9 protein-coding genes are annotated in these 18,221 nt (G+C 64.7%); 8 read left to right on the plus strand and 1 reads right to left on the minus strand.

The window, feature by feature from the left end:
* The first annotated feature begins 210 nt into the window (after positions 1 to 210).
* From D8676_RS08195 to D8676_RS08220, 6 genes are all read left to right on the plus strand, one after another.
* A complete protein-coding gene (locus tag D8676_RS08195; RefSeq protein WP_121580342.1) occupies positions 211 to 2,145 on the plus strand; it encodes an autotransporter assembly complex family protein in 1,935 nt (644 codons plus the stop codon).
* Between the two features lie 3 nt (positions 2,146 to 2,148).
* Positions 2,149 to 6,312: a translocation/assembly module TamB domain-containing protein gene (locus tag D8676_RS08200; protein ID WP_121580343.1), complete on the plus strand. Its 4,164-nt coding sequence runs from the start codon at positions 2,149 to 2,151 to the stop codon at positions 6,310 to 6,312.
* Between the two features lie 331 nt (positions 6,313 to 6,643).
* Entirely contained in the window at positions 6,644 to 8,302 is a 1,659-nt protein-coding gene (locus D8676_RS08205) for an ABC transporter substrate-binding protein (RefSeq protein WP_121580344.1), read from the plus strand.
* Between the two features lie 151 nt (positions 8,303 to 8,453).
* Positions 8,454 to 9,491, plus strand: coding sequence for an ABC transporter permease (locus D8676_RS08210; protein ID WP_121580345.1), 1,038 nt, complete (start codon positions 8,454 to 8,456; stop codon positions 9,489 to 9,491).
* Positions 9,492 to 9,503: 12 nt separating this feature from the next.
* Positions 9,504 to 10,661, plus strand: coding sequence for an ABC transporter permease (locus tag D8676_RS08215; protein WP_121580346.1), 1,158 nt, complete (start codon positions 9,504 to 9,506; stop codon positions 10,659 to 10,661).
* Between the two features lie 64 nt (positions 10,662 to 10,725).
* Complete coding sequence (locus D8676_RS08220) at positions 10,726 to 13,167, plus strand: ABC transporter ATP-binding protein (RefSeq protein WP_121580471.1); 2,442 nt, start codon at positions 10,726 to 10,728, stop codon at positions 13,165 to 13,167.
* Between the two features lie 9 nt (positions 13,168 to 13,176).
* On the opposite strand, the gene D8676_RS08225 is transcribed toward D8676_RS08220, so the two are convergent.
* Positions 13,177 to 13,770, minus strand: a complete 594-nt coding sequence (locus tag D8676_RS08225; RefSeq protein ID WP_121580347.1) for a transglycosylase SLT domain-containing protein — start codon at positions 13,768 to 13,770, stop codon at positions 13,177 to 13,179.
* Positions 13,771 to 14,061: 291 nt separating this feature from the next.
* Here D8676_RS08225 and D8676_RS08230 point away from each other — a divergent pair, with 291 nt between their 5' ends.
* Positions 14,062 to 15,597, plus strand: a complete 1,536-nt coding sequence (locus tag D8676_RS08230) for a trimethylamine methyltransferase family protein (RefSeq protein ID WP_121580348.1) — start codon at positions 14,062 to 14,064, stop codon at positions 15,595 to 15,597.
* 78 nt (positions 15,598 to 15,675) lie between these two features.
* Positions 15,676 to 18,216, plus strand: coding sequence for an FAD-dependent oxidoreductase (locus tag D8676_RS27545; protein ID WP_210210713.1), 2,541 nt, complete (start codon positions 15,676 to 15,678; stop codon positions 18,214 to 18,216).
* Positions 18,217 to 18,221 lie beyond the last annotated feature (5 nt).

Below are 18,221 nucleotides of genomic sequence, written 5' to 3' on the forward strand. Positions count from 1 at the left end.
TGAATGCGCCTGCGGGGCAGGAAGACCGCCTGCCAGTGTTTGCGCATGCCGCCAAGCATGCTATGTCGCCTGCGCTCCCGCAGGCCGGGAAAACATTGATTTAGCGGCAAGAAGTGCTCGGATGCAATTCCTGACACATCGATTGTGGCCCCTTTACGAACGTTTCAAAACTTCATTCCAATTTTAGTTTTGACGGTTAGTTTGGAGGAGATGGCAGTCGAAAGTGCGTTGAGTTCGGGAAGGATTGCGGCAGGGCGTGGCGTGCGCCTCCTGCTCGTCGCCCTATTGTCCGGCACTGCCGCAATGACGCACACGCCTTCCGCCAACGCTTTCGAACTCTTCGGCTTCAAGCTTTTCGGCTCCGACGAGGAGGACGACGATGTCGTCGATCCCCTTCATTATACGGTGACGCTCACCGTCGAGGGCGGCGACGAGAAGCTGAAGGACGATCTCGACGAGGCATCCTCCCTGGTGCAGGACGTGGAGCGCCCGGTTTCGGGGTCACTCGGGCTGCTTGCGAAAGCCCGCTCCGACCGCGAGCAGCTCGTGGCGGCGCTCTATGCTCAGGCCCGCTACGATGGCGTCGTGCAGATCGCGATCGCAGGACAGTCGCTCGACGACATCGCGCCGGACGCGGATTTCGGCGCCGGGCCGGTGCCGGTGACCATCACCATCGATCCCGGCGCGGTCTTCACGCTGGACGAGATAAAGCTCGAAGGCGACGCCGCCAACCTCATGCCGGCCGAGTTCGGCCTGATCCCGGGCGGCAATGCGGGCTCCGCCGCGATCCTGCGGGCGGAGGCCGAGATCGTGCGGCGACTCAAGGAAGACGGCCGGCCGCTGGCGCAGGTGACCGGCCGCGACGTCGTCGCCGATCACGAGACGGCGACCCTCGATGTCACGCTCGCCGTCGAGGCCGGCCCCATCGCCGGCTACGGCCCGACCACGGTCAGCGGCGCCGAAACGATGGATCCGGGCTTTACCGCCTATGTCACCGGGCTGAAGGAAGGCCGGCAATATTCGCCCAGGGAGGTGGACGAGGCCCGCGACCGGCTGCTGGCGCTCGGGGTCTTCTCCAGCGTGACGGTGTCGCAGGGAACGGCGCTCGATGCCAATGGGCAGATCCCAATCGAGGTCGAGGTGACCGAGCGCAAGCTGCGCTACTACGGCGTCGGCGCCACCTACTCGAACACGGAAGGGCTGGGCATCGAAGGCTATTGGGGCCACCGCAACCTGTTCGGCCGCGGCGAGACGCTTCGCATTGAAGGCTCGATCGGCCGCATCGGCGACGACGACGTCTCGGACGTCAGCAAGCTGAACTACAATGCCGCCATATTGTTCGAGAAACCCGCCGTCGTCGGCCCCGATTCGAAGTTCTTCTCGCGCTTCCGCACCGTCTATGAGCATCCGGACGCCTACGACCGCTTCTCCACGGAAGTCGCGGCTGGCCTGTCCTACCAGTTCACGCGGACGCAGAGCGCCTCCGTCGAAGCTTCGCTGGAATACGAGGACGTCACCGATTTCTTCCACCCGGACGGGCAGCGCCATCTTATCGCCAGCTTGCCCACGCAATACGTTTTCGACAATCGCGACAACAAGCTCGACCCGAAGCGCGGGTTCCGGGCGCTGGCGTTTGCGGAGCCGGCCCATGACTTCCTCACCGGTGCGACCTTCGTGAAGCTCCGCGGCGAACTCTCCGCCTACAGGGCAATCGACGACGCCCAGCGCTTCGTCTTGGCCGGCCGCGTGGCGACGGGTTCGATCTTCGGCGCGTCGCTTGAGCAGATCCCGGCCGACCGGCGCTTCTATGTCGGCGGTGGCGGCTCGGTACGCGGTTACGAATATCAGGGCATCGGTCCGAAGGACCCGGACGGCAATCCGATCGGCGGCCGCTCCTACATGGAGCTGTCCACCGAATTGCGCGTGCAGGTGACCGAGACGATCGGTATCGTGCCGTTCATCGATGCCGGCGCGGTGTCGGAGGACGAGTTCCTCGGTTCGGCGGGCTTCAAGGTGGGCGCCGGCGTCGGCCTGCGCTATCTGATGCCCTTCGGACCGCTGAGGATCGATGCGGCGGTGCCGTTGAACCCCGGCCCCGACGATCCGGACTTCGGCATCTATGCCGGTGTCGGCCAGGCGTTCTGACCGATGCGGTTCGTCAAGCTTTTCGCTCGCATCCTGCGCTATGCGATCTACGCGACGCTCGCCTTCGTGGTCGGTGCGATCGCGGTGCTGACACTGACCGAGCGCGGCCGGGAGAATCTCGCCGGGCTCATCTCGGACCTCGCGTCGTCGCCGGGGCAGGTGGTCAGGATCGCTGGCATCGACGGTATCTGGTCCGGCAATTTCAGGCTGCAGAGCCTGGTGCTGGAAGATGCCGACGGGCCGTGGCTCGTCGCCCGCAACGTGGCGGTCGACTGGTCGCCGCTGAAACTGTTTTCCGCCACCTTCGCCGCCGACCGCATCTATGCCGAGCGGATCGAGGTGGCGAGGACGCCGAAGCCGGCAAGCAAGCCGAAGGAGGAGGCCGGCTCCTTCTCGCTGCCGGTCTCGATCGACCTCAAGCAGATCGACCTGCCCGACATCGCGCTCGGACCCGCGCTGGCGGGCGGCGTGGCGTCGGTCGCGGCGAAGGGCTCGGCGCGGGCGGAGGCATCGCCGCTTCAGGTCGTCTCGCAGCTCAACATCGCACGCAGCGACGGGCGCGCCGGCGCCATCGACGCCTCGATCGACTTCGCGCCGGACGAGAACCGGCTCGGCCTCGACATTCGCGCCTCGGAACCGCAGGGCGGCATCCTTGCCAATCTGCTCGGGCTGCCGGGAGAGCCGCCGGTCGAGATTAACGTGTCGGGCAGCGGACCGGCCGCCAACTGGGCCGGCAGCGGCACTTTCGCGGTCGACGGAACGGTGATCACCCGCGTCGAGGGCCGCCACCAGTTCGTCAGCGACGGCAGCGCGATCGAGGCCAAGGGCGACGGCGATTTCGAGCGCTTCATGCCCGAGAACCTCAGGCCGCTGCTGTCAGGAAATTCGAGCTTCGACTTCGCCGGCGTGCTCACACCGGCAGGCGGCGTCAGGATCGAGCGCGGCACGATCGAGAGCAACGCCGTGAAAGGCACTGTATCGGGCACGCTGGACCCGCAGGGCGCCAGCGATTTCGCGCTGCAGGTCGAAGCGGCGGGCGAGGGCGTGCCACTTTCCTTCGGCACGCCGGAGAGCCCGATCGACATGATCGTGCAGATGGCCTCGATCAGGGCGCTCGGCGACGGCCGTGAGCCGAACCTCGATATCGCGGCGACGCTTTCGAAGGTGGCGACCAACGACGCCGAACTCGACGACCTGGCGGTTGCCCTGCATTCGGACTCCTTCAACATCCAGGCGCGCACCGGGCCGGTGACGGGAACGGCGACGGCGGCTGCGCTGATCATCGACAACCCGACCATCGCCCCGCTGGTGGCCGGAAAGATCGGAGCCGGATTTGCCGGTACGCTGACCACGGATTCGCTGACGGTCACCGACGGCAATCTCAGCAGCGATGCTATTGCCGGTAAATTCACCGGCGACGTCTCGCTGGTGGACGGCTCGGTGACCTTGAAGCTCAACGCCGATGTGGCCTCGTCGGCGCTGCCTGCGTCGGTACGGCCGGCGCTTGCCGAGCGCGTACAGCTCGACGCCGCCATCGCCCGCGACCATGAAGGCATGGTCTCGGCTGATCCGTTCTCGATCTCGTCCGGCGAGCTTTCCGCATCCGGCCGGGTGCGCACCGCTAACCAGGAGATCGACGCCAGCATCAGCGGGCGGCTTGGTAATGTCGGCCTGCTGGCGCAGGGCGCCTCGGGCGCGGTCGACCTGGAGGTGACGGCAAAGGGAGCGCTGGCGGCACCCGACGTGTCGCTGGCCATGACCAGCGATCGCATCGAGGCGGCCGGACGCGAGATCGCAGGGCTGCGGCTGACTGCGGCCGGCAGGGCCGACATGGACAATCCGGCGGCCGAGGTGTCGCTCACCGGCACGGTCGGCGGCGAGGCGCTCGACGGCAGGGCCAATCTTTCGACCTCCGGCGGCAAGCGCGAAGTGAAGGGCCTCACCCTGTCGCTCGGCAAAAACCGCATCGCCGGCGACCTGGTGCTCGACGAAAAATTCCTGCCGCTCGGAACGGTGACCTTCCAGCTTCCCGACGTCGGTGCGCTGGCGGCTCTCGCGCTTGAGACGGTGAAGGGAGACCTCAACGGTACGATCAGCTTCACCGACAATGCCGGCAAACCGCAACTCGCGGTCAATGCCACGACGAAATCACTGGCGCGCGGCGACCTGACGGCCGCAGACGTCGCGATCGATGCGACGGTCAGCGACTATGCCGCGGCGCCTGCGGTCGCAGGCCGTGTGCAGGCGGCTACCGTAACCTCCGGCACGACGGTGGTGAAAGGCATAGACGTCAAGCTGACACAGGAGGGCGGCTGGACCGGCTTCGACGGTGGCGCGACCGTATCCGATATCCCGGCGCGCGCATCTGGGCGCGTGCAGGTCGCGGACGGCCGGACGGTGATCGAGCTCGCCTCCGGGCAGGCGACCGTGCGCGGGCTGCAGGCGAGGCTGGCGCGGGCCTCACGCGTCGAGATCGCCAACGGCACCACTACCCTCGACAACATCGCGCTCGACATAGGCGGCGGTAACGTCACGGTATCCGGAACCGCCGGTTCGACGCTCAACATCAACGCGACGCTGTCCGCGGTCCCGGCCACGGTCGTCAATAATTTCGCGCCGGGCCTCGATGCCGCCGGCGCCATCTCCGGCACCGCGAAGGTCACTGGCGCCGCCGCCAATCCGGCGGTCGGCTATTCGCTGGACTGGAGGGGCGCACAGACGGCGCAGACGCGTTCCGCCGGCTTCGGCGGGTTCACCATCACGTCGAGCGGCGACTTTTCCGGCGGCAGGCTGACGTTCCAGGCTAATGCCGCCGACAGCGCGGGCCTCGGTATCCGGGGTGGCGGCACGGTCGATACCGGTTCGCGCGCGCTCTCGCTCGATTTCTCAGGCGGCGTGCCGTTCTCCTTCCTGTCGTCGCAACTGGCGGCATCCGGCCTGTCGTTGACCGGCACGTCGAACGTCGACCTGCAGGTGCGCGGCACTTTCAGTTCGCCTGCCATCGGCGGCTCGCTGTCGACCTCGGGCGCGCGGTTCGTCGCGGCGGCGTCGGGCATTGCCATCAACGACATCCGCGCCGAGATCGCGATGGCCAACAACGTCGCGACCATCCGCACGCTGACGGGCAACCTGTCGACGGGCGGCAGCCTGTCGGGGTCCGGTACGGTCGGTATTGCCGCCGGCAGCGGGTTCCCCGCCGACATAAAGCTGCGCATCAACAATGGGCGCTACACGGACGGTCGCGTCGTCACCACGACGATGAACGGCGATCTCGCCATCAAGGGGCCGCTGCTGTCGCAGCCGGTGCTGTCGGGCACGGTCGACCTCGAGAAGACGGTCATCACCGTTCCGGACCGGCTGCCGGGCTCATTGGCGGCGCTCGACGTGCGGCACAAGAACGAGACGGAAGCCGTCAGGGCGCAGCAAGAGGCGCTGGCGCCGTCGAAGGCCACCGGCGGCGGCTCCGGGGCGCTCACGCTCGACCTTACCGTCAACGCCAACAACCAGATCTTCGTCACTGGCCGCGGCCTCGATGCCGAGCTTGGCGGCAGCCTGAAGCTCACCGGCTCGACCGCCGCGCCGGAAGCGGTGGGCGAATTCACGCTGCGGCGCGGGCGCCTCTCCGTGCTGGGCAGGCGACTGACCTTCACGCGCGGCACGATCAATTTCGCCGGCTCGCTGGTGCCCAACCTCGACTTCGCCGCCGATTCCGACGTCGGCGACACCACGGTGACGGTGAGCGTGTCCGGCCCCGCCAACAATCCGCATTTCAATTTCACCTCGATGCCTGCCCTGCCGCAGGACGAGGTGCTGGCGCGGCTGATCTTCGGCCGCTCGCTGTCCAATCTCTCGCCGCTGCAGATCGCGCAGCTCGCAGATGCGGCGGCGTCCCTGACCGGCGGCGGCAGCAGCTCGCTTCTTCAGTCGCTGCGCAGCCAGATCGGCGTCGACGATCTCGATATCCGCACCAACGAGGACGGCAGCACCTCCGTCTCGGCCGGCAAATATCTGAATGACCGCACTTATTTCTCTCTTGAGAAGGGTGACAAGGCCGGCTCCGGAAAGGCCAAGATCGACCTCGATATCGGCAGGGGCGTCAAGCTGCGCGGCGAGGCCAACGACGGCGGCGAAGCCAAGGGCGGCATCTTCTTCGAACGCGAATATTGATCGTTTAAAGGCCTTTAGGCGCTTTCCACACATCTTTGGGGTTGACACCCCTGACCCTTGGAAACAGGGGGAAGCGCGCCGTTCTGGCACCACTGGCGGGCCTGCTTGGCGCTACCCGAATTCACGCCGAAACGTCAGTTTGGCGCGACTGGAAGATTCTCTCGAATCTGCAGAGCGCTACCATTTTTGCGCCAAGTTTGTCGCATTCCCGCATACCGGCTCCCCGCTAAAGTTGCACATTTCCGCTCCGGTTCTCATTCCGGTCTGCTTTTGACAATGCAGACCGGATGCGGAATTGTAATCGGCGGAAAGCCAACAATGGGAGTTCGTGATGAAATTCTACAGGAACAACGGGGATCGCGTTCCGGATCACATCCGCAAGATGGCGGAGGACGCCAAGGCGGGTGAAGTCAGCAGGCGCGAATTCCTCGCTCTGGCCAGCGTGTTCGGCGCTTCGACCGCGATGGCTTACGGCATGATCGGGCTAGCCGCGCCGACGGACGCGTTTGCCCAGGAAACGCCCAAGAAGGGCGGCGTGCTGAAGGTCTCGATGTTCGTCAAGGCGAACAAGGATCCGCGTACAGCCGACTGGTCTGAGATCGCCAACGCGATGCGCCAGTCGCTCGAGCCGCTCGTCAAGTTCACGCGCGACGCCACTTTCGAAGGGCGGCTGCTGGAGAGCTGGGACGTCAACGAGGACGCGACCGAATACGTCTTCCACGTGCGCAAGGACGTGACCTGGACCAACGGCGACGTCTTCAACGCCGACGACGTGATCTACAACATCCAGCGCTGGTGCGATCAGACGGTCGAGGGCAACTCGATGACGCAGCGCCTCGGCGCGCTCATCGATCCGGATGCCAAGAAACTGCGCGAGGGCGCGGTCGAGCGGGTCGACGACTTCACCGTCAAGCTGAAGCTTTCCGGGCCTGACGTGACCATCATCCCCGGCGTGTCCGACTATCCGGCGCTCGTCGTGCACCGGAGCTTCGACGAGACCGGCGCGGACTGGGTGAAGAACCCGATCGGCACCGGGCCTTTCGAACTGGTGTCCTACGAAGTGGGCAACCGCGTCGTCTATAAGCGCCGCGAGAGCGGCAAGTGGTGGGGCGGCGAGGCGCCTCTCGACGGCATCGAGTTCATCGACTACGGCACCGATCCGTCGGCCGAAGTGAACGCCTTCGAAGCCGGTGAAATCCATACGAACTACGAGACGACCGCCGACTACGTCTCCATCCTCGACGACCTCGGGCTGAACAAGTCGGAGGTGCAGACCTCGACGACGCTGACGGTCCGCATGAACGTCGCCAACAAGCCTTATGACGACCAGAAGGTGCGCAAGGGCGTGCAGCTCGCGGTCGACAACAACGTCCTCCTTCAGCTCGGCATCAACAATGCCGGCACCAAGGCGGACAACTACCATGTCGCGCCTATCCAGCCTGACTTTGCCGAGGGTATCGCTCCGCACGAGCGCGACGTCGAGAAGAGCAAGGCGATGCTGACCGAAGCCGGCCAGCAGGACTTCGAGCACGAGATCATCTCGGTCGACGAGAACTGGCACAAGAACACCTGCGACGCGGTCGCCGCGCAGATGCGTGAGGCCGGCCTCAAGGTCAAGCGAACGGTGCTGCCCGGTTCGACCTTCTGGAACGACTGGACGAAATATCCGTTCTCGGCGACGAACTGGAACATGCGCCCGCTCGGCATCCAGGTCGTGGTGCTTGCCTATCGCACCGGCGGCAGCTGGAACGAGACGGCCTACTCCAACCCGGATCTCGACAAGCTGATCGACAAGGCGGTGACGATCGGAAACGATGCGGACCGCAAGCCGGTGATGAAGGATATCCAGCAGATCCTTCAGGACTCGGGCATCATCATTCAGCCCTACTGGCGCAACCTCTACAACCACTCGGTGGCGGCCGTGAAGAACCACGGCATGCATCCGATGTTCGAGCTCGAGCTCTCACACGTCTGGCTCGACGAGGGCTGATCGGCGAATTGGGGAAGGGGCCTGCACGCCCCTTCCCACTGTTCAGACCGGTCTGCACTCGGGGTCGAACCAAAGCAACAGACCCCGATGCACGGCCGGGCCACAGTGGGTTCACAGCGAACCTACCCCAACCCGTTAGGCAGGGGGTGCAATGCTGACCTTCATTTCGCGGCGTCTGGGCACCATGCTGCTGACCATGCTGTGCCTGACGCTCGTCGTCTTCTTCATGGTCAATCTGGAGCCCAATCTCCGGAAACTCTCGATCAGCCAGCTCGACATGCGTTCGTCCGATGCGGACATCGAGCAGTGGCTGGTGAAGAATGGCTACCGGCAGAATTTCTTCGTCCGCTACGGCCAGTGGCTGGGCGTTGTCCAGAAGCAGCCCAACGTCGATCCGGCGACCGGCAAGGCGGTGCCCCGTTTCAGTTACTGCAACGAACCGGCGGAGCCGTATTTCGGCGGCATATTGCAGGGTAATTTCGGCTGCTCGACCAAGTTCAAGACGCTGGTTGCGAACAAGCTCTTCCCGGCGCTCGCCGCCACCGGCAAGCTGATGTTCTGGGTGATGGCGACGATGGTTCCCATCTCGCTGCTGATAGGCATCCTCGCTGGCATGAGGGAGGGGTCGCGCACGGACCGGACGCTTTCCGTCGCCTCGATCGCCACGACGGCGACGCCGGAATATGTGTCGGGCGTCATCTTCACCGTCATCTTCGCTTCCTGGCTCGGCTGGCTGAACGGCTCTGCGGCTTCGGCGACCGGGCAGGGGCTGACCTTCTACAATTTCACCCTGCCGGTGATGACGATGGCGGTCTACGGCATCGGCTACATCGCGCGCATGACCCGCGCCTCGATGGTCGAGGTGATGACGCAGCAATATATCCGCACTGCGCGGCTGAAGGGGCTCTCCTTCTCCAGCGTCGTCATCAAGCACGCGCTGCGCAACGCACTGATCGCTCCGTTTACCGTCATCATGCTGCAGTTTCCGTGGCTGCTCACCGGCGTCGTCATCGTCGAGACGATGTTCCGCTACCAGGGTTTCGGCTTCACGCTGGTCGAGGCGGCCGGCAACAACGACATCGACCTCCTGCTCGGATGCTCGCTGGTGTCGGTCTTCATCGTTCTGATGACGCAGCTGATCTCGGACATCGGCTACGCCTATCTCAATCCACGCATCCGGGTGCAGTAGGGGACACCGCGCATGGGGATCGAATATATCGGCGTCTTCCAGATCATCGTCGGGGTCATCGGCCGCTTCTGGCCGGTATGGCTGGCGCTGGCGATCGTGCTCGGCATCAGCTTCTTCTACAAGAAGAAACTCGGCCTCTACGGCCAGCTGTTCGACAGCGGCGTCGGCATAGCCGGCGTCTCGATCTGCTTCTTCTGGCTGTTCACGGCGATCTTCGCCTCGACGATCGCGCCCTTCGACCCGCTCGGCCAGGTGCCGGTCATGAAGGATGCGCTGCCGGGCGCGATCGAGCCGGGCACGCAGAACATATATTTCTTCGGCGGCGACAAGCTCGCCCGCGACGTGTTCTCGCGCATGGTGTTCGGCAGCAAGATCGTGCTGATCATCGCGCCCGCGGCGACTGCCTTCGCGCTGATGGTCGGCATCACGCTTGGCCTGCCGGCCGGCTATTATGGTGGGCGGATCGACTCGATCCTCTCCTTCCTCGCCAACCTCGTGCTGGCGTTCCCCGTCATCCTGCTCTTCTATCTGCTGGTGACGCCTGGAATAATGGACACGCCGATCCCCTACGGGCTCGCCGGACTGTTCTTCCTGTTCCCGATCATCTTCTTCCTGACGCTGTTCTACACGCGCTTCAAGAACCGGCCGGACCGGCTCTACGTGCTGCTCGGGCTGACCATCTTGCTCGGCGGCTGGGTCTATATCGGTCTCGTCTTCGACGCCGATCCGCTCGGCATCGTCTCGATCGCGCCCAACCAGCTCAACATCTTCGTGGCGGTCGTCTTCGCGTCCAGTCCCGGCGTCTTCCGCATCGTTCGCGGGCTGGTTATGGACATCAAGACGCGCGACTATGTGGCGGCGGCGCAGACGCGCGGCGAGACGCCCTGGTACATCATGCTGTGGGAGATCCTGCCCAACGCGCGCGGACCGCTGATCGTCGATGCCTGCCTGCGCATCGGCTACACGACGATCCTGCTCGGCACGCTGGGCTATTTCGGCCTAGGCCTGGCGCCGGAGAGCCCCGACTGGGGCACCGCGATCAAGGACGCCAGCCGTCTGCTGCGTTCCTTCATCCACCCGGCGCTGCCACCGACGATCGCCCTGATGAGCTTCGTGCTGGGCCTGAACCTGCTTGCCGACGCACTGCGCGAGCAATCGATGAAAGACTGATCCGCATGGCCGCCGAAAGCGGTTGCCGGTTTCCGGAAAAGGCCATGCGATAGGAGAGCGGATGATGAACGAAGCTGTGAAAGCCACGAACATCGACGACGCCGAACCCATCATCGACATCGAGAACCTGTCGATTTCCTTCTTCACGCGCCGCGGCGAGATCCCCGCGGTGATGGACTTTTCCTGCAAGGTGATGCCCGGCGAGGCGATGGGCATCGTCGGCGAATCCGGCTGCGGCAAGTCGACGGTGTCGCTCGGCATCATGCGCGACCTGTCGAACGTCGGGAAGATCGTCGGCGGCCGCATCAAGTTCAAGGGCAAGGACATGGGCGAGCTGACCGAGGAGGAGCTGCGCTCCATCCGCGGCAACGAGATCGCTATGATCTACCAGGAGCCGATGGCTTCCCTGAACCCTGCCATGAAGATCGGCCAGCAGCTCATGGAAGTGCCGATCCTGCACGACAAGGTGTCGAAGGAAGAGGCCTACAAAAGAGCGCTGGAGACGGTGCGCGCGGTGCGGCTGCCCGATCCGGAACGGATGATGAAATCCTATCCGCATCAGCTTTCGGGCGGTCAGCAGCAGCGCATCGTCATCGCCATGGCGCTGCTGTCGAAGCCGGCGCTGCTCCTGCTCGACGAACCCACCACGGCGCTCGACGTGACGGTCGAGGCCGGCATCGTCCAGCTCGTAAAGGGGCTCGGCAAGGAACTCGGCACATCGATGATCTTCGTGTCGCACAATCTCGGCCTCATCCTGGAGACCTGCGACCGCATCACTGTCATGTATTCCGGCGAAGCCGTCGAGACCGGCAACATCAAGGACGTCTTCGACCGCATGCGGCACCCCTATACGCAAGGGCTGTTCCGCTCGATCCCGCTACCCGGCGCCGACAAGAACTCGCGGCCGCTGGTCGCCATCCCCGGCCAGTTGCCGCTGCCGCACGAGCGGCCGAAGGGCTGCAATTTCGGACCGCGCTGCCACCATTTCGTCGAGGGCGTCTGCAACGCCGCCGAGATCCCGATGATCCCGGTCGAGGGGCACGAGAACCATTTCTCGCGCTGCGTGCGTTTCAACGAGATCGACTGGGAGGCGCTGCCCGAGGGCGCCAAGCAGGAGAAGGAACCGGTGACGCCCGGCGCGCCGATGCTCAAGGTCGACGATCTCAAGAAATACTACAAGGTCGCCGCCAACGAGATTTTCGGCGGGGCGGAGCCGCGCACCGTCAAGGCCAACGAGACGATCAGCTTCATCGCGCGCGAGTCGGAGACGGTGGCGATCGTCGGCGAGTCCGGCTGCGGCAAGTCCACGCTGGCGAAAGTCCTGCTCGGGCTGGAGACGGCGTCGGCCGGCACCGTCATGCTCGGCAACACGGAGATCCAGTCGACCGGCATCGAGAATCGCGACGTCGATACGGTGTCGTCGATCCAGATGGTGTTCCAGAACCCGTTCGACACGTTGAACCCCAGCCATTCGGTCGGTTCGCAGATCATCCGGACGCTGGAGAAGTTCAAGGTTGGCAAGACGGTCGCCGACCGCAAGCAGCGCATGCTTGAGCTGCTCGACCTCGTGAAGCTTCCGCGCGCCTTCGCCGAACGCATGCCGCGCCAGCTTTCAGGCGGGCAGAAGCAGCGCATCGGTGTCGCGCGCGCATTCGCCGGCGCCGCCAAGGTGGTGGTGGCGGACGAGCCGGTCTCGGCGCTCGACGTGTCGGTGCAGGCCGCCGTCACCGAGCTCCTGATGGATATCCAGCGCAAGAACAAGACGACGATGCTGTTCATCAGCCACGACCTGTCCGTGGTGCGCTACATCGCCGACCGCGTCGTCGTCATGTATCTCGGCTACATCGTCGAGCAGGGCACGACCGACCAGATATTCTCGCCACCTTATCACCCCTATACGGAGGCGCTGCTGTCGGCGATCCCGATCGCGGATACGAGCGTGGTCAAGACGCACATCGTTCTCGAGGGCGACATTCCCTCGGCGATGAACCCGCCGACCGGCTGCCCGTTCCAGACGCGCTGCCGCTACAAGCATCTGGTGCCGGACAATCTCTGCGAGACGAAGGTGCCGCCGGTGAAGGATCTCGGCGACGGCCACAAGAGCCTGTGCTGGCTGGACGACGACGTGCTCTCGCGCATGGAGCCGGTGATACGCTTCGACGTCCAGCACGCCTCCCACGAAGGTGTGCCGGAGGATGCGCCGCACGGCGTCGGCCCGGGCTATGCCGGCGAGCCGCCGAAGCGTCCGCGTGGCAAGAACGCGACTGTCCAGGCCGGTGAATTCGGCGAGGATGCCGAGGAGGCGGAGGCGACGATGCGGGCGCGTCAGCACGAGCGCCGCGACGAGACCTCCGAGCCGCATGCGGACGACGATCACTCGCACTCGGCGCCGTTGACGCCGCGCACGGTGGGCGACGGACGGCAGGCCGACGATGAGGACGTGCCCTCGGCCTTCGAACCTACCGAAGCCGAAAACGAGGAAGACGCAAAGAAGAAGCCGCAGTAGGCTGCGGCCTCAATTGCATTCCTGCAATTGCTGCTCGTATTCGCGCGCCATTTTCTCCGTCTCCCGTGCATAGCGCTGCAGGCCGGGTTTCTGCGCCCAGTCGCCGCGGCCGTAGCCGCTCCAGCCGAAATAATAGGCGAGGTAGAGATTGTAGGCGTCGGTTCTCGACACGCCGAACCGATCGGCGGTCTTGGAATGGTACCAGCCGACGAAATCGACCGCGTCGGCGAAATTGTTGCGTTTGGCCGAGCCGTTGCCGGTTTCCTTCTGGTATTGCGTCCAGGTGCCGTCCAGCGCCTGCGAATAGCCATAGGCCGACGAGGCCCGCTTCCAGGGGATGAAGCCGAGCAGCATGGTGCGCGGCGGCTTGGCATTGTGCTGGAAGCCGGATTCCTTGCGCAGCGTCGCCATCAGCACCGGCACCGGCACGCCGTATTTGCGCTCTGACTTCTCGGCGGCCGTGCGCCAGTTCTCGAACCAGCCGTTCTTCTGGTCGAACACCCTGCAGACATTGTTGATGTGGCTCGGCGCCGACGCGCATGCGGACAGCGCGAGCACCAATGCGAACACAGCTACAATTTTACTCAAGCTCGAACGAAGCATTAACCGATCAATAGGCTTAAAAGCTGAAAGGATTGTTGCACTAACTGTTAACCCTGCGGCCGCCGTAGATAGGGGCGTGGAAGCGCCGCGGGAAGTGTCCTTGTGACAATGAGGTTAAGCGGGGAGGTTAAGGACGGCCGGATCGCCCTGGACGGGCCGCGCGAGGAATACGACCCATCTTGTCGGAATTTTGGCACTCGTCATCCGAAGTGACGCGATCACGACAAACCTGTCCGGAAAAGGACGGTTTTCCGATAGCCGGACCGGCCAGCGCGCGATTGTTATGCCGGCATGACCGAAACAAGACGCCGCCGCAGCACCGAGCGCTCCGCCAAGGGACCGGCTGCGATCCCTCAACTGCCGCTCCGCCGCGTGCGCAATCCCTACCCGCCGATGGCGCTGCTCTCGGCCGACCAGATCGAGGCCATCCACGAGGCTTCGCTGCATATCCTCGAGAATTTCGGCATCGAGGTGATGAGCGCCCGCGCGCTGGCGCTGTTCGAGAAGGCCGGCGCCTCGGTCGACCATGCGACGCAGACGGTGCGGCTCGATCGCGGGCTGGTGGCCGAGGCGCTGAAGACCGCGCCGTCCGCCTATACGCTCACTCCGCGTAATCCGAGCCACGCCGTCCATCTCGGCGGCGACACGATCAACTTCACGCTGGTCGCCGGGCCGCCCAATGTGCACGACATGGAGCGTGGACGCCGCGCCGGCAACCTTCGCGATTATTCCGACCTCATCCGCCTGGCGCAGCATTTCAACTGCATCCACATGCTCGGTAACCAGGTCTGCGCGCCGATCGAGCTGCCGGCGAATTCGCGCCACCTCGACACCTATTTCGCCAACCTGACGCTGACCGACAAGAGCTTCCACGTTTCGGCGATCGGCCGGGGCAGGGCGCTCGACGGCATATCGATGATGGCGATCTCGCGCGGCCTGACGCTCGACCAGATGCGTAACGACCCCGGCGTGACGACGATCATCTCGGTCAATTCACCGCGCCGCTTCGACGACGCCATGTCGGAAGGGCTGATCACCATGGCCGAGCACGGCCAGTCGGTCGCGGTGACGCCGTTCACGCTGATGGGCGCCATGAGCCCGGTGACCCTCGCCGGTGCGCTGGCGCAGCAGAATGCCGAGGCGCTGTTCGGCGTGGTATTGACTCAGCTGGTCAGGCCGGGCGCTCCGGTCATGTACGGCGCCTTCACCTCGAATGTCGACATGCGCTCAGGCGCGCCGGCCTTCGGCACGCCGGAGAACACCAAGGCCAACGTCGCGTCCGGCCAGTTCGCCCGCCGTTATTCACTCCCCTACCGCACCACTCCCGGCAGCGCATCCAACGTCGCCGACGCGCAGGGCGCTTACGAGACGATGATGGCGCTGTGGGGCGCCGTCCTCGGCCACGGCAATCTCGTCTACCACGCCGCCGGCTGGCAGGAGGGCGGGCTGACGGCGAGCTACGAGAAGCTGATCATCGACGTCGAGATGATCCAGCACATGATGGCGTTTCTCGAACCCATCAGGGTGGACGAGGGGGAACTCGCCGTAGAAGCGCTCGGTCGCGTGCCGACCGGCGGCCACTTCTTCGGCGAGCCGCACACGCTGGAACGCTACTCCACCGCCTTCTACCAGCCGATGCTGTCCAACTGGCAGAACTTCGAGGCGTGGACTGAGGCAGGTGCGCTCGACGCTACCCAGCGCGCGACAAAGCTCTGGAAGAAGGCGCTCGAGGAATACCAGCAGCCAGCGATGGATCCCGCGATAAGCGAGGCGCTGGAGGCCTATGTGGCGAAGCGCCGTGAAGAGATCGGGGACGGCGAGCCGTGAAGTTTCATATTCCGATTCAACCCCTTCGTATCCAGATTCCTAAAAATCCTGCAACTCTTTGAAACAACGGACGAAAACATGAAATCGCATGCGCAGGTCGTGGTCATCGGCGGAGGCGTGGTGGGATGCTCCGTGCTCTATCATCTGGCCCGCAGCGGCTGGAGGGATGTGGTGCTTTTGGAGCGCGACGAACTGACGTCTGGCTCGACATGGCATGCCGCCGGCGGCATGCACACGATCAACGGCGACCCCAACGTCGCCAAGCTGCAGAAATACACGATCGAACTCTACAAGGAGATCGAGGAACTGTCGGGGCAGGCGACCGGCGTGCATGTCACCGGTGGCGTTTTGCTTGCCGCGACCGAGGCGCGCATGGACTGGCTGCGCGGTGTCGTCGCCAAGGGCCGCTATCTCGGCCTCGACCTGGAGGAGATATCCGCCGAGGAAGCGCATCGCCTGATGCCGCTCATCGACCCGAAACAGTTCGTCGGCGCCGTCAGAAATTCGGAGGACGGCCACCTCGATCCTTCGGGCGTGACGCACGCCTATGCCAAGGCAGCGCGAAAACTGGGAGCGGAGGTCGAGCGCTTCACCAAGGTCGAGGACATCGTGCGGATGGCCGACGGCAGGTGGCGCGTCGTCACCAACAAGGGCGAGGTCATCGCCGAGCATGTCGTCAATGCCGGCGGGCTGTGGGCGCGCGAGGTCGGCCGCATGGTCGGGCTGGAGCTGCCTGTGCTCGCCATGGAGCACATGTATCTCATCACCGAGGACATGCCCGAAGTCGCCGAGTGGAATCAGAAAACCGGCACCGAGGTGATCCACGCGGTCGACTTCGACGGCGAGCTGTACCTGCGCCAGGAGCGCGGCGGCATGCTGATGGGCACCTACGAGAAGGCCAACAAGCCGTGGTCGGAATTCACCACGCCGTGGAATTTCGGCCACGAGTTGCTGGAACCGGACATCGACCGTATCGCGCCGTCGCTGGAAGTCGGCTTCCGTCACTTCCCGGCCTTCCAGAACACCGGCATCAAGCAGATCATCAACGGCCCCTTCACTTTCGCGCCCGACGGCAACCCGCTGGTCGGCCCGGTGCGCGGGCTGCCGGGCTTCTGGGTTGCCTGCGGCGTCATGGCCGGCTTCAGCCAGGGCGGCGGCGTCGGCCTCGCTCTCTCCAACTGGATGATCCATGGCGATCCCGGCTTTGACATCTGGGCGATGGACGTCGCGCGCTACGGCGACTGGGCGACCATGGCCTACACCAACGCCAAGGTGCGCGAAAACTATTCCAGACGCTTCTCGATCCGCTTCCCGAACGAGGAACTGCCGGCCGCACGTCCGCTCAAGACCACGCCCGTCTACGATCTGCTGGCCGAAAAAGGCGCGCAGTTCGGGGTCGCGTACGGGCTGGAGGTGCCGCTCTGGTACGCGCCCGAAGGCGTGAAGGACGAGTTTTCGTGGCGCCGCTCGTCCGATTTCGAGCACGTCGGCAACGAGGTGAAGGCGGTGCGCGAGCGTGTCGGCCTCACCGAAATCTCGTCCTTCGCCAAATACCGGGTCGTGGGGCAGGGGGCCGAAGCCTGGCTCGACCGGCTGCTCGCCTGCAAGCTGCCCAAGCCGGGCCGCATGACGCTTGCTCCCATGCTGAAGGAGGACGGCAGGCTGATCGGCGACTTCACGCTCGCCAATGTAGGCGGGGAGGGGGTGGAACCGCCGCTGCTTATAGAGCCGCGCCACGAACGACGCGCGGAATCGGAAACCCTTGCCGAGCGCTGGGGTGTCGAAAGAGCGAGTGCATTGAGAGAATACGCTCCGGAATGGATGATCTTCGGCTCCGGCGTGGCCGAGCAGTTCCACATGCGTTGGTTTGAACAACACCTACCGTCTGACAACTCTGTACGCGTCGAAGCCCTCGGCCTCTCGCTGGTCGGTTTAGCAATTGCTGGACCACGTGCCCGCGATTTGCTGGAGAAGGTCGTCCGCGCGGATGTTTCGAACGAGTCACACCCGTTCATGGGAATCCGGCGCATCGACATCGGCATGTCGCCCTGCCTGGTCGGGCGCGTCAGCTACACCGGCGATCTCGGCTACGAGATCTGGATGGCGCCGGAATACCAGCGCAGCGTCTTCCATGCGCTGATGTCTGCCGGAGACGAGTTCGGGATCAGGCTTTTCGGCAGCCGCGCGCTCAACGCGCTCCGGCTGGAGAAGAATTACGGCTCCTGGGCGCGCGAGTACCGGCCGATCTACGGGCCGCTCGAAGCCGGGCTCGACCGCTTCGTCGCCTACGGCAAGCAGGCCGACTTCATCGGCAAGGCGGCTGCGCTCGCCGAGAAGCAGGCAGGCGGCAAGCTCAGGCTGCGGGCCTTCATCCTCGACGCTGAGGACGCAGACGTGATCGGCGACGAGGCGATCTGGCATGAAGGGCAGGTGAAAGGCTGGGTGACCTCGGGCGGCTACGCGCACGGGTCAAAACTCTCCGTCGCCTTGGGCTACGTGCCGAAGGAGATCGCCGACGCTGCCGGCGGCTTCGAGATCGAGCTGCTCGGCAAGCGTTATCCGGCGCGCATCCAGCCGGCGCCGCTGTTCGACGCCAATCTTGAGCGCATGCGCGGATGAGCGAA

This window comes from Mesorhizobium sp. YM1C-6-2 (genome assembly GCF_003666685.1).
Lineage (GTDB): Bacteria > Pseudomonadota > Alphaproteobacteria > Rhizobiales > Rhizobiaceae > Mesorhizobium_K.